13 protein-coding genes are annotated in these 12,250 nt (G+C 66.8%); 9 read left to right on the forward strand and 4 right to left on the reverse strand.

The features are described 5' to 3' along the window. The first annotated feature begins 105 nt into the window (after window positions 1–105). The 6 genes from accB (at window position 106) to purH (ending at window position 6,065) form a co-directional block, all read left to right on the forward strand. Window positions 106–579, forward strand: a complete 474-nt coding sequence (gene accB, locus FHR96_RS04810; protein WP_183386536.1) for an acetyl-CoA carboxylase biotin carboxyl carrier protein — start codon at window positions 106–108, stop codon at window positions 577–579. 28 nt (window positions 580–607) lie between these two features. Next, window positions 608–1,948: an acetyl-CoA carboxylase biotin carboxylase subunit gene (accC, locus tag FHR96_RS04815; RefSeq protein ID WP_183386537.1), complete on the forward strand. Its 1,341-nt coding sequence runs from the start codon at window positions 608–610 to the stop codon at window positions 1,946–1,948. A gap of 79 nt (window positions 1,949–2,027) precedes the next feature. Beyond that, window positions 2,028–2,942 carry a 50S ribosomal protein L11 methyltransferase gene (gene prmA / locus FHR96_RS04820; RefSeq protein ID WP_183386538.1) on the forward strand — a complete coding sequence of 305 codons (915 nt, stop codon included), beginning with the start codon at window positions 2,028–2,030 and terminating at the stop codon, window positions 2,940–2,942. 76 nt (window positions 2,943–3,018) lie between these two features. Continuing rightward, window positions 3,019–4,077, forward strand: coding sequence for a tRNA dihydrouridine synthase DusB (gene dusB / locus FHR96_RS04825; RefSeq protein WP_183386539.1), 1,059 nt, complete (start codon window positions 3,019–3,021; stop codon window positions 4,075–4,077). Then, on the forward strand, window positions 4,074–4,412 hold the full coding sequence (gene fis, locus FHR96_RS04830; protein ID WP_183386540.1) for a DNA-binding transcriptional regulator Fis: 339 nt from the start codon (window positions 4,074–4,076) through the stop codon (window positions 4,410–4,412). Before dusB ends, fis begins: the two co-directional genes overlap by 4 nt. A gap of 78 nt (window positions 4,413–4,490) precedes the next feature. Next, entirely contained in the window at window positions 4,491–6,065 is a 1,575-nt protein-coding gene (gene purH / locus FHR96_RS04835) for a bifunctional phosphoribosylaminoimidazolecarboxamide formyltransferase/IMP cyclohydrolase (RefSeq protein WP_183386541.1), read from the forward strand. Window positions 6,066–6,289: 224 nt separating this feature from the next. Here the strand turns inward: purH and FHR96_RS04840 are convergent, their stop codons facing one another. From FHR96_RS04840 to folE, 3 genes are all read right to left on the reverse strand, one after another. Then, window positions 6,290–7,750 carry an NAD-dependent succinate-semialdehyde dehydrogenase gene (locus FHR96_RS04840; RefSeq protein ID WP_183386542.1) on the reverse strand — a complete coding sequence of 487 codons (1,461 nt, stop codon included), beginning with the start codon at window positions 7,748–7,750 and terminating at the stop codon, window positions 6,290–6,292. A gap of 96 nt (window positions 7,751–7,846) precedes the next feature. Continuing rightward, entirely contained in the window at window positions 7,847–8,257 is a 411-nt protein-coding gene (gene folX, locus FHR96_RS04845; protein ID WP_183386543.1) for a dihydroneopterin triphosphate 2'-epimerase, read from the reverse strand. 11 nt (window positions 8,258–8,268) lie between these two features. Beyond that, window positions 8,269–8,826, reverse strand: coding sequence for a GTP cyclohydrolase I FolE (folE, locus tag FHR96_RS04850; protein WP_183386544.1), 558 nt, complete (start codon window positions 8,824–8,826; stop codon window positions 8,269–8,271). A 299-nt stretch (window positions 8,827–9,125) separates the two neighbouring features. Between folE and FHR96_RS04855 the strand changes: the two genes are divergently transcribed. Next, window positions 9,126–9,653 carry a hypothetical protein gene (locus FHR96_RS04855; protein ID WP_183386545.1) on the forward strand — a complete coding sequence of 176 codons (528 nt, stop codon included), beginning with the start codon at window positions 9,126–9,128 and terminating at the stop codon, window positions 9,651–9,653. Between the two features lie 66 nt (window positions 9,654–9,719). Here FHR96_RS04855 and FHR96_RS04860 read toward each other — a convergent pair whose 3' ends face one another. Further along, a complete protein-coding gene (locus tag FHR96_RS04860; RefSeq protein WP_183386546.1) occupies window positions 9,720–10,703 on the reverse strand; it encodes a serine/threonine protein kinase in 984 nt (327 codons plus the stop codon). A gap of 169 nt (window positions 10,704–10,872) precedes the next feature. On the opposite strand from FHR96_RS04860, the gene FHR96_RS04865 reads away from it, so the two are divergent. Next, entirely contained in the window at window positions 10,873–11,514 is a 642-nt protein-coding gene (locus FHR96_RS04865; RefSeq protein WP_183386547.1) for a LysE family translocator, read from the forward strand. Between the two features lie 37 nt (window positions 11,515–11,551). Then, entirely contained in the window at window positions 11,552–12,244 is a 693-nt protein-coding gene (locus FHR96_RS04870; protein ID WP_183386548.1) for a glutathione S-transferase family protein, read from the forward strand. Window positions 12,245–12,250: the final 6 nt, after the last annotated feature.

Genomic DNA, 12,250 nt, shown 5'->3' on the forward strand with positions numbered 1-12,250 from the left:
CGTTAGAGACGGTAAGAGACGACATCTTGCCGCGATCTATGGCAAGTTAGCCAAGGTTGACAGCGCCGGCCGTCACCCCGAATCCACTCATCGAGACGACGTCATATGGATATCCGCAAGGTCAAGAAGCTGATCGAGCTGCTGGAAGAGTCGAACATCAGCGAGATCGAGATCCAGGAAGGCGAGGAATCGGTGCGCATCAGCCGCCACCCCAACGGTGCCGCCTATCCCCAGGCACCGGCTCCCGCCTGGCCGGCTCCGGCGCCGGCCCAGCCCGCCGCCCCGGCAGCCCAGCCCGCCGCGGCTCCCGCCGAGCCCGCCGCCGATCAGGGCCCCGGCTACCAGGGAGAGGCCGTGCTCTCGCCCATGGTGGGTACCTTCTACCGCGCCCCGGCACCGGGCGCCAAGCCCTTCATCGAAGTCGGCCAGAGCGTCAAGAAGGGTGAGACCATCTGCATCGTCGAAGCGATGAAGATGATGAACCAGATCGAAGCCGATCGTGACGGCGTCATCGAGGCCATCCTGGTCGAGGACGGCGAGCCGGTCGAATTCGAGCAGCCGATGGTCGTCATCTCCTGATCTTTTCACCCACTTGGCGGACCCCATCATGCTGGACAAGGTTCTCATCGCCAATCGCGGCGAGATCGCCCTGCGCATCCTGCGCGCCTGCAAGGAACTGGGCATTCGCACGGTCGCAGTACACTCCAAGGCCGACCGCGAGCTGATGCACGTGCGCCTGGCCGACGAGGCCGTATGCATCGGCCCCGCAGCCTCGGCACAGTCCTACCTCAATATCCCGGCGCTGATCAGCGCCGCCGAGGTGACCGATTCTAGCGCCATCCACCCCGGCTACGGCTTTCTCTCCGAGAACGCCGACTTCGCCGAGCAGGTAGAACGTTCCGGCTTCACCTTCATCGGCCCCAGGGCCGAGACGATTCGCCTGATGGGCGACAAGGTGAGCGCCATTGCTGCCATGAAGAAGGCCGGGGTGCCCACCGTCCCGGGCTCCAATGGCCCGCTGGGCGACGACGAGGGCGAGATACTCGCCACCGCGCGGCGGATCGGCTATCCGGTGATCATCAAGGCCGCCGCCGGCGGCGGCGGACGCGGCATGCGCGTGGTGCACGCCGAGGGCCACCTGCTCTCCGCGGTGACCGTGACCCGCACCGAGGCCCACTCGGCCTTCGGCGACGGCACCGTCTACATGGAGAAGTTCCTCGAGAAGCCGCGCCACGTCGAGGTGCAGGTACTGGCCGATGGCCAGGGTAACGCCATCCACCTCTATGACCGCGACTGCTCGCTGCAGCGCCGTCACCAGAAGGTGCTCGAAGAGGCGCCGGCCCCGGGTCTCGATCCGGACGCTCGCGCCCAGGTGCTCAAGGCGTGTACCGATGCCTGCATCGAGATCGGCTACCGCGGCGCCGGCACCTTCGAGTTCCTGTACGAGGACGGCCAGTTCTTCTTCATCGAGATGAACACCCGGGTCCAGGTCGAGCACCCGGTCACCGAGATGGTGACCGGCGTCGACATCGTCCGCGAGCAGCTGCGCATCGCCTCCGGCCTGCCGCTGTCGATCACCCAGGACGAGGTCGAGCTCAACGGCCACGCCTTCGAGTGCCGCATCAACGCCGAGGATGCCAGGACCTTCATGCCCTCCCCGGGCAAGGTCACCCTCTACCACCCGCCGGGCGGGCTCGGCGTGCGCATGGACTCCCATGTCTATACCGGTTACTCGGTGCCGCCGCACTACGACTCGCTGATCGGCAAGCTGATCACCTGGGGCGCCGACCGCGAGACCGCACTGACGCGCATGCGTAACGCCCTCGACGAGCTGCTGGTCGAAGGCATCAAGACCAACACCGACCTGCACAAGGACCTGGTCCGCGACGGCTATTTCCAGCAGGGCGGCGTGAACATCCACTACCTGGAGAAGAAGCTCGGACTCTGAGCCCAGCCGATACTCCTCCGGCGCGGGGCGGCATGGCCGCCCCGTCGTCGTTTCTTCACCCGACCTTCCTGGAGCCCCCATGCCCTGGCTGCAACTCAAGGCGCGTATCGCCCCCGAACAGGCCGAGCTGCTCGAGGAGCTGCTGCTGGCCGAAGGCGCCACCGCCATTACCCTCCAGGACGCCGAGGACGACCCGCTGTTCGAGCCCGAGCGCGGCACCACCCCGCTGTGGGACGAGACCGTGCTGACCGGCCTCTACGACGACCTGGAGGGTCTGTCGGCGATGCTCGAACGCCTGGGCGCCGCCTGGGCCGAGGCCATGCCCGGCGAGCCCTGCCCCGAGATCGAGCACGAGCTGCTCGACGACCGGGACTGGGAGCGCGCCTGGATGGACGACTTCAAGCCCCTGCGCATGGGTCAGCGACTATGGATCGTGCCCAGTTGGCACGAGGCGCCGGATCCCGAGGCGGTGAACCTGCTCCTCGACCCGGGACTGGCCTTCGGCACCGGCACCCACCCCACCACGGCGCTTTGCCTGGCATGGCTCGACCGACTGGCCGTGGACGGCGAGCTTCAGGGCCGCCGCGTCCTCGACGTGGGCTGCGGCTCCGGCATCCTCGCCATCGCCGGCCTCAGGCTCGGCGCCGACGCGGCGGTGGGCACCGACATCGATCCCCAGGCGCTCTCGGCCAGCCGCGACAACGCCGAGCGCAATGGCGTTGCGGAGCAAGCCTTTGCGCTGTACTACCCGGAACAGCTGGAGACCTCGGCACGCTTCCCGGTGGTGATCGCCAACATCCTGGCCGGCCCGCTGGTCGAGCTGGCCGACGAGATCGCCGCACGCGTCGCCCCGGGCGGCCGCCTGGCGCTGTCCGGCATCCTCGAGACCCAGGCCGAAGAGGTCCGCGAGGCCTACGAGGATCAAGGCCTGATCATGGACGAGCCCGACGTGCGCGAGGGCTGGGTGCGTCTCGACGGACGGCGTCCCGACTGATACCCGCGAAGACTACCTTCACCCAGGCCATCGGGGGGCGTATGATATGTCCCCCTTCGAACCATCGACGCTGATCATGTCCGACTCACGCCCCCTGCCACGCATCGGTCGCCATGCCCTGCCCAACCGGGTCATCCTGGCGCCCATGGCCGGTGTCACCGACCGTCCCTTCCGTGCGCTCTGTCGCCGGCTCGGCGCCGGACTGGTAGTGGGCGAGATGGTGACCTCGGACCCCAACCTGTGGCACACCCGCAAGTCTCGGCTGCGCATGGACCATCGCGGCGAACCCGGCCCCCGCGCCGTGCAGATCGCTGGCGGCGACGCCGAGATGCTCGCCGAGGCGGCGCGACTCAACGCCGAGATGGGCGCCGAGATCATCGACATCAACATGGGCTGCCCGGCCAAGAAGGTCTGCAACAAGGCCGCCGGTTCTGCGCTGCTGCGCGACGAGGCGCTGGTCGCCGACATTCTCGGCTCGGTGGTCGCCGCGGTAGACGTACCGGTGACGCTGAAGATCCGTACCGGCTGGTGCGCCGACAGTAACAATGGCGTGCGAGTGGCGCGTCTGGCCGAAGCCGCCGGCATCCAGGCGCTGGCCGTACACGGTCGCCATCGCCAACAGCGCTACGGCGGCGAGGCGGAATACGACACCATCGCCGCCATCAAGGCCGCCGTGTCGTTGCCGGTGTTCGCCAACGGCGATATCGATTCGCCCGAGAAGGCTCGCCGGGTCCTCGACTATACTGGGGCGGATGCGGTAATGATCGGCCGCGGCGCCCAGGGCAATCCCTGGATCTTTCGCGAGATCGACCACTACCTGCGGCATGGCCGGCGCCTGGCGCCCCCCGATGCCACCGAGCGCGCGGCGGTGCTGCACGGCCACCTGAAGGCCCTGCACGACTTCTACGGTGAGCACATGGGCGTGCGCATTGCCCGCAAGCATCTCGGCTGGTACCTCGCCGGCGATGCCCGCTTCGACGACGACGGGCGCCGCACGCTACGTGCCACCTTCAATGGCCTGGACAGCGCCGCTGACCAGAGCCGCTTCATCGACGAACTCTTTCGTCATGGCTCCGCCGCGGCTCCCGACCGCGTTGCCCGGGTCATGACGCCGGACGGAACCTGTGCCGCATGACCAGCAGCCAAGCCTTTGACCATGATCCCGCGCTGACCGAGCTGGACGCCCACGCCTCCCGGGCCCTCGCCGAGTCCACCGATGGCGCCGCTCCGCGCCCGCACAGCGACATGCCCCTGCGTGAGGCCGTCGAGGCCTCCATGCGTCGCTACTTCGACCATCTCGACGGAGGCGACGTCACCGACCTCCATGCCATGGTGATGGCCGAGGTCGAGGCACCGCTGCTCGCCGCCGTGCTCGAGCACGCCCAGGGCAACCAGACCCGGGCCGCCGAAATGCTCGGCCTCAACCGCGGCACCTTGCGCAAGAAGCTCAAGCACTATGGTCTGATCTGATTCCCCGCGAGGGCGCCGACGAGCGCCCTCGCCTGCTTTGCGTCTTCCTCTTACCATGCCCGCAACAGAGTGACCCCCATGTCCCAAGCTTCCACCACCCCGGTCCGCCGCGCCCTGATCAGCGTGTCCGACAAGACCGGCATCGTCGACTTCGCCCGCGGCCTCAGCGCACAGGGCGTCGAACTGCTCTCTACCGGCGGCACCTTCCGCCTGCTGCAGGAGAACGGCGTTCCGGTCACCGAGGTATCCGAGCATACCGGCTTCCCCGAGATCATGGACGGCCGGGTCAAGACCCTGCATCCGAAGATCCACGGCGGCATCCTCGGGCGTCGCGGACAGGACGACGCGGTGATGGCCGAACACGGCATCGCCCCCATCGACATGGTGGTGGTCAACCTCTACCCGTTCTCGGCCACGGTGGCGCGCCCCGACTGCACCCTCGAGGACGCCATCGAGAACATCGATATCGGCGGCCCGACCATGGTTCGCGCCTGCGCCAAGAACCACGCCTACACCACCATCGTGGTGGACGCCGGCGACTATGCGCGGGTGCTGGAGGAGGTCAGCCAGGGCGGCATGCAGCAGGCCACTCGCTTCGACCTGGCGGTCAAGGCCTTCGAGCATACCGCCGGCTATGACGCCGCGATCGCCGACTATCTCGGCCAGCGCGTCCCGGGCGGCGAGGACGGCTTTCCGCGCACCTACAACCTGCAGTTCGTCAAGAAGCAGGCCATGCGCTACGGCGAGAACCCGCACCAGTCCGCGGCCTTCTACGTCGAGCCTGACTGCAAGGAGCCAAGCGTCTCCACCGCCGAAACCCTGCAGGGCAAGCCGCTGTCGTTCAACAACGTGGCCGACACCGACTCCGCCCTGGAGTGCGTCAAGACCTTCACCGACACCGCCTGCGTCATCGTCAAGCACGCCAACCCCTGCGGCGTGGCAGTGGGCGCGACCCTGATGGAGGCCTACGACAAGGCCTTCGCCACCGACCCCACCAGCGCCTTCGGCGGCATCATCGCCTTCAACCGGGCGCTGGACGCCGAGACCGCCCGAGCCATCATCGACCGCCAGTTCGTCGAAGTGATCATCGCACCGGGCGTCGAGGCCGAGGCCCGCGAGATCGTCGCCGAGAAGAAGAACGTGCGGCTGCTCGACATCGGCGCCCACTGGCCCGGCGAACGCGAGCACGCCCATGACTTCAAGCGCGTCACCGGCGGCCTGCTGGTTCAGGACCGCGACCTGGGCATGGTCGGGCGCGACGAGCTGACCGTGGTCACCGAACGCGTGCCCACCGAGCAGGAGATGCGCGACCTGGCCTTCGCCTGGAAGGTCGGCAAGTACGTCAAGTCCAACGCCATCGTCTACGCCAAGAACGGCCAGACCATCGGCGTCGGCGCCGGCCAGATGAGCCGGGTCTACTCGGCCAAGATCGCCGGCATCAAGGCCGCCGACGAGGGGCTCTCGGTGCCCGGCTCGGTGATGGCCAGCGATGCCTTCTTCCCCTTCCGTGACGGCATCGACGCCGCCGCCAAGGCCGGCATCACCGCGGTGATCCAGCCCGGCGGCTCCATGCGCGACCAGGAAGTGATCGACGCCGCCAACGAGGCCGGCATTGCCATGGTGTTTACCGGCATGCGCCACTTCAGGCACTGAGCGGAGGGGAAAACGCTGGAACTCGACCACGCGTCGTTGAAAAGCGGCATCAAGATGCTCATTTGCAACAGCAAACTCCGCTTTCGCGCCGATGTTCGCCTAGCCTGACCATCGTCCAGCCGTTTTCTCGAGTAGCGCAAAAGAAACACCCCGCCGAGCATGCTCGGCGGGGTGTTTTTCTTCCCGCTTCCAGCCGCGAAGCGGCGCTCTTCAAGCGTCCAGCTTTAGGCCCCGAGATCGATACACAGGTACTTGGTCTCGAGGAACTCCTCGATGCCCTGGTGGCCGCCTTCGCGTCCGAGCCCCGAGGCCTTGACGCCGCCGAAGGGCGCTGCGGCGTTGGAGATGAGGCCGGTGTTGATGCCCACCATGCCATATTCCAGGGCATCGGCGACGCGCCATACACGGCCCAGGTCGCGGGAATAGAAGTAGGAGGCCAGGCCGTACTCGGTATCGTTGGCCATGCGCACGGCGTCTTCCTCGTCCTCGAAGGGGAATACCGCGGCCAGCGGCCCGAAGGTTTCTTCTCCTGCCACCTTCATGGTGTCGTTGGCATTGCTGATCAGCGTCGGCGTGAAGAAGTTGCCGCCCAGCGGATGGGGATGCCCGCCCAGCAGCAGCTCGGCGCCGTGATCCACCGCATCCTGAACGTGCTCGGAGACCTTGTTCACCGCCTTGTCGTCGATCAACGGGCCAATGTTGATACCGCTCTCGGTGCCATTGCCCACCTTGAGCTCGCTGTTCATCGCCACCGCCAGCTTCTCGCAGAAGGCGTTGACCACGCTGGACTGCACCAGGAAACGATTGGTGCACACGCAGGTCTGGCCGGCATTGCGGAACTTGGCGGCCATGGCCCCTTCCACGGCGGCGTCGAGGTCGGCATCCTCGAAGACGATGAAAGGCGCGTTGCCGCCGAGCTCCAGCGAGATCTTCTGCACGTGACGCGAGGCCTGGCTCATCAGCTCGCGGCCCACCTCGGTGGAGCCAGTGAAGGTGATCTTGCGCACCAGGGGAGATTCGGTGAGCGCGGCGGCGATCTCGGCGGCGCGGCCCGGCACCACGTTGAACACCCCGCGCGGCACGCCGGCACGCTCGGCCAGCAGCGCCAGGGCAGTGGCAGAGAACGGCGTCTGGCTGGCCGGCTTGACCACAATGGTGCAGCCCGCCGCCAGGGCGGCGCCGGCCTTGCGGGTGATCATCGCGGCGGGGAAGTTCCAAGGCGTGATGGCGCCGACCACGCCGACCGGCTGCTTGGTCACGACGATGCGCTGGTGGGACTTGGCGGCGGGAACCGTCTCGCCGTAGACTCGCCGCGCCTCTTCGGCGAACCAGCGCAGGAAGCTCGCCGCGTAGGCGATCTCGCCGGCGGCCTCCGCCAGCGGCTTGCCCTGCTCGTGAGTCATGATCATGGCCAGGTCGTCCTGATGCTCGAGCATCAGGTCGTGCCATTTCATCAGGATGTCGGCCCGCTCCTGAGCGGTCAGCGCCCGCCAGGCCGGCAACGCGGCATCGGCGGCGTCGATGGCGCGCTCGGTTTCGGCGCGGCCCAGCCGAGGCACGTTGCCCATCGTCTCGCCGGTGGCCGGATTGATCACATCGATCTGCTCGCCGCTATCGGCGGCGACCCAGCTGCCGTCGATATAGGCGAACGGACAATAGAGCTGGGTTTCCTTCAGGGATTCCATGGTCGACTCCTGGCGTGTGGGCAAACTTCATGAGGGATGCTCCTCATGCTAAGCGCAAGCCCCCCGACACGCCAACCGCTCATGCGCGCACGACCTTCAGCTTCCGCGGCGCGCCTCGCGAGAATCGGACAGGGTGATCGACACCGAGTCGGCAAAGCGCAGGGCGTGAGGCTTGTCGATCTCCACCTGGGCGGCCAGCACCTGGTCGAAGCTCATGATCAGGTCGAGCACCTCACGAGTCATGCGTTCGAGCAGCAGGAAGCGGTTATCCTCGACGTGAGCGATCACCTGCTTGGTGATGGTGCGGTAGTTCAGCGCCTCCTCTATGTGGTTGAAGGCCACGGCCTTGTCGGCGCGATAGCGAATCACCGCATTGATCACCACATCCTGACGGTTCTGGATCTCTTCGTCCTTGATCCCGATATGCGTTCTCAGGCGCAGGTCCTTGATACGGATCGTCGCCAGATCATGGTCGAGATGTTCGTCGCCCAGCGCATGCAATGGCATGTCGGTCTCCTTCAGCGGCCATGGACCAGGGTAAGGAACTCCTGGCGGGTACTCTGGTGCTCGCGGAAGGCACCGAGCATCACCGAAGAGGTCATGCTGGAGTTCTGCTTCTCGACGCCGCGCATCATCATGCACAGGTGGCGCGCCTCGATGACCACCGCCACGCCGCGGGCCTCGGTCACCTGCTGCACCGCCTCGGCGATCTGACGGGTCAGGTTCTCCTGGATCTGCATGCGTCGCGCATACATGTCGACGATCCGCGCGAACTTGGACAGGCCCAGCACCTTGCCTCGCGGCAGGTAGGCGATATGGCATTTACCGATGAACGGCAGCAGGTGGTGTTCACACATCGAGTAGAGCTCGATGTCTTTCACCAGCACCATTTCATCGGTATCCGAGGCGAACACCGCCCCGTTGACGATCTCCTCGAGGGACTGGTGATAGCCATGGTTGAGGAATTGCATGGCCTTGGCGGCCCGCTTGGGGGTATCGCGCAGCCCCTCACGCTCGGGGTCCTCTCCCAGTTCCTCGATGATGTGGCGATAGTGCTCGGCGAGATGTTCGGTCATGGTCAGGTTCCATGCAGAGTCGTCGTTGTGGCGGTGCGACGGCGCGGGTCAGGGCACGCACCTTTATGCATTCTATACGTAACTTATGCAAAATCCCGTATTTGTACAAGATACAGGATCAAAGAGGCCCTGATTCTATCGCAAGCCGCCGCCCGACGCAGTGCCATGCCGCGCTCACGCTGTTCGGCAGCGACAGAATACCGCGCAGCGCCTCCCTGCCGGTCGACCGCCGCGGCCCCATCATGTGATAGAGTGGCCGCAACGTCCGCCACCCCAACAGACACCTGCCGAACGCCAACATGATCAAGACTGCGCGCCTGCTGCTGGCGACCTCACTGTTGCTGCCGAGCCTGGCATTGGGCGATACCCTGTCCCTGCCCGCCGACGCTCGGGTGGAGATGGCACTGGTCGACGACCTGCTCCTCGACGCCGAAACACCGAGCCGTCACGACGTGGTGATGCATCCTGTCCAGGGCGACAAGGGAAGCCATCACCTGCCCGACTATTGCGTGGTGACCGGAGATGCCCGGCGCGAAGGCCAGCGCATCCACATCACCACCCATGCCCTGACCTGCATCGAGGCCCAGGGCGGCGAAAGCGCCATCTTCACCGGCGAGCTCACCGCCGGCGCCTACGACGAGGACGGCGACTTCGGCATCGCCGCCTGCCAGGACGGCCGTTGCCGGCTGACGCCGGACGACACCTTCCTGCTGACCCTCACCCGCCCATTGAGCGTGGAGCAGCAGGCCAATCCCTCGGCGGAGATCAACGAGCGCCGCCGCCAGCACGGCGAACCGGCCCCGGAGGAGAACGCCGCCGGACAGTGATGCCCCCGGCGCCCTGCAACGATCCCGAGAACGTCCCCGGGCGGAGCGTTGCAACTTTCTTGCCGCTCAGGCCAGCCAGCGAGTCGCGTCATCCAACGCCTGGCGCTGCTGCTCGAGTTCGCGGATATGGGCATCCCAGTAGCCGGCATCCGCCAGCCAGGGAAACGCCACCGGGAACGCCGGATCTTCCCAACGGGCCACCAGCCAGGCGCTGTGGCGCAGCAGGCGCAAGGCCCGCAACGGTTCCACCAGCGACAGCTCGCCTCGATCGAAGTCGCGGTGCTGCTCGTAGCCCTCGATCACCTCCGACAGCTGCATCTGCCGTTCGCCCTCGTCCTCGGCGGTGAGCAGCATCCACAGGTCCTGCACCGCCGGGGCCATCAGGCAGTCGTCGAAGTCGACCAGCGCAAAGTGCTCGTCGCGCCCCAGCATGTTGCCCAGATGGCAGTCACCCTGGGCCCGCAGCCTGCGCGTCGGCCAGTCCCGCGCGACCAGCGCCTCGACCAGCGACTCGCCGATACGCCCGTAGGCGCGCCGCTGGCGGTCCGATAGCCAACGGCTCGCCAATACCGTCTCGGCGGCTTCCTCCGCCATCTCCCGCGGCGCCAGGGTGCGACGATGTTCGAAGGGCCGACGCTCGCCCACCGCATGGATGGCGCCAATGACCTCGCCCAGAGCGAACAGGTGCTCGGGATTCTCCAGCTCCGGCGCCTGGCCGGGCAGATGGGGAAAGAGGGAGAAGCGGAAATCGTCGTGGCAGTGCAGGCTCGTCCCCGCGGCATCCCGCCAGGGCGCGGCAACTGTCACGCCCGCCTCATCAAGCTCGGCCAGGAAGTCATGTTCCTCCTGGATCTGGGCGTCGCTCCAGCGCTGCGGGCGATAGAACTTGACCACCCAGCGGCGCCGCTCGTCATCGTGCACCAGGTAGACCCGGTTCTCGTAACTGTTGAGCGCGAAAGGTTCTCCCGGCAGCCAGAAGCCCAGGGACTCCACCGCTGCCACCACCCGGGCGGGTTCGAGGCGAGCAAAGGGATGAATCGCATCGGTCATGGGCATTCTCGTCGCAGGCAAAATTCCATGGTAACAAAGCCTTCCCTTGGGCGGCGCTCGGAGTCGATAGCGCAAGCGTCTGGAAACCGCCCCCGCGCCTGCCCTATGCTGGTGCATTCATCGACGCGCTGACTGACGTACTGACGGACATCTCTGCCGGAGACTCGCCATGGAACTGCTCACCTGGATCACCTACGTCGGGGTGATCGTCGCGCTGATCATCTTCCCCGGCCCGGTGGCCCTGCTCTGCACCAGCCATGGCCTGCGCTTCGGCCGTCGCCGCGCCTCGGCCACCGTAGTGGGCGGCACCCTGGCCTCCCTGGCGCTGATGCTACTGTCGGCACTGGGACTCGGCGCCGTCCTGGCCACCTCGGAGAGCACCTTCCACCTGCTGAAGCTGATCGGCGGCGCCTACCTGGTCGTGCTGGGACTCCAGGCCTGGCGCCGCGCCGGCGATGTCTCTCCGCTGGACGCTCCGAACTCGACGGCAGCGCCCCGGCCGGCGAACACCTCCTCGGTTCGACTGTTCCGCCAGGGCTTTCTGGTCGGCATCGGCAATCCCAAGGACCTGCTGTTTTTCGCCGCCCTCTTTCCCAACTTCATCGACGTGAGCGAACCCCAGCTCCTGCAGTTCACCATCCTCGCCGCTACCTGGCTGGTGATCGACCTCACCCTGATGTCGCTCTACGCCGCCATGGGTTCAGGGCTTGGGCAGTGGTTCCGGCATCCGCGGCGCGCCAGATGTTTTCATCGTGCCACCGGCGGCCTGTTCATGACCGCTGGCGGCTCGCTGATCGCATCGTCTCCCTGAGCCGGCCACCCTCCGGCCCCTGCTTGCGAGAAATCTCATGTATCAGTTGCATATCGCCAACAAGAACTACTCGTCCTGGTCGCTGCGCCCCTGGCTGCTGATGCGCGAGCTCGGGATCGACGTCGAGGAGCAATTGACGCCCTTCGACACCGGCTCGAGCTGGGCCACCTTCCGCGCCTTCTCCCCCAGCGGCCGGGTACCCTGCCTCATCGACGGCGGTCTCGCCGTCTGGGACTCCCTGGCCATCGTCGAGTATCTGGCCGAACGTCACCCGGGGGTGTGGCCGGCGTCGGCCAACGCCCGCGCCTGGGCGCGTTCAGCCTGCGCCGAGATGCACTCGGGATTCAACGCACTAAGAAGCGAATGCCCGATGAACTGCGGGCTGCGTGTGCGAGTGACGTCTCCCTCTACCCCGCTCCAGCATGACCTGGCAAGGCTAGAGGAGCTCTGGCAACAGGGTCTGGAGACCTTCGGCGGTGCCTTCCTGGCCGGTGACGCCTTTACCGCCGTGGACGCCTTCTTCGCCCCCGTCGCCTTTCGCGTGCAGGGCTTCGACCTGCCCCTCGGTGCGACCACCGGCGCCTACGTCAAACGTCTGCTGGCGCTGCCCGGCATGCAGGACTGGTATCGCGCCGCCCTCGCCGAGCCCTGGCGGGACGAGCCCCACGAGCGCGAGACGCTGGCCGCCGGCGAACGGCTGGCCGATCACCGCCACGCTGCCACGCCCTGAGCCCAG

It is taken from the genome of Halomonas organivorans, assembly GCF_014192055.1.
Classification (GTDB): Bacteria; Pseudomonadota; Gammaproteobacteria; order Pseudomonadales; family Halomonadaceae; genus Halomonas; species Halomonas organivorans.

Excerpts from the sequence above, each read along its gene's own strand:
- prmA (WP_183386538.1), top strand. The coding sequence starts at position 2,028 with ATGCCCTGGCTGCAACTCAAGGCGCGTATCGCCCCCGAACAGGCCGAG.
- FHR96_RS04855 (WP_183386545.1), top strand. The coding sequence starts at position 9,126 with ATGATCAAGACTGCGCGCCTGCTGCTGGCGACCTCACTGTTGCTGCCG.
- folX (WP_183386543.1), bottom strand. The coding sequence starts at position 8,257 with ATGCCATTGCATGCGCTGGGCGACGAACATCTCGACCATGATCTGGCG.
- dusB (WP_183386539.1), top strand. The coding sequence starts at position 3,019 with ATGTCCGACTCACGCCCCCTGCCACGCATCGGTCGCCATGCCCTGCCC.
- folE (WP_183386544.1), bottom strand. The coding sequence starts at position 8,826 with ATGACCGAACATCTCGCCGAGCACTATCGCCACATCATCGAGGAACTG.
- FHR96_RS04840 (WP_183386542.1), bottom strand. The coding sequence starts at position 7,750 with ATGGAATCCCTGAAGGAAACCCAGCTCTATTGTCCGTTCGCCTATATC.
- accC (WP_183386537.1), top strand. The coding sequence starts at position 608 with ATGCTGGACAAGGTTCTCATCGCCAATCGCGGCGAGATCGCCCTGCGC.
- FHR96_RS04865 (WP_183386547.1), top strand. The coding sequence starts at position 10,873 with ATGGAACTGCTCACCTGGATCACCTACGTCGGGGTGATCGTCGCGCTG.
- purH (WP_183386541.1), top strand. The coding sequence starts at position 4,491 with ATGTCCCAAGCTTCCACCACCCCGGTCCGCCGCGCCCTGATCAGCGTG.
- FHR96_RS04870 (WP_183386548.1), top strand. The coding sequence starts at position 11,552 with ATGTATCAGTTGCATATCGCCAACAAGAACTACTCGTCCTGGTCGCTG.
- accB (WP_183386536.1), top strand. The coding sequence starts at position 106 with ATGGATATCCGCAAGGTCAAGAAGCTGATCGAGCTGCTGGAAGAGTCG.
- fis (WP_183386540.1), top strand. The coding sequence starts at position 4,074 with ATGACCAGCAGCCAAGCCTTTGACCATGATCCCGCGCTGACCGAGCTG.
- FHR96_RS04860 (WP_183386546.1), bottom strand. The coding sequence starts at position 10,703 with ATGACCGATGCGATTCATCCCTTTGCTCGCCTCGAACCCGCCCGGGTG.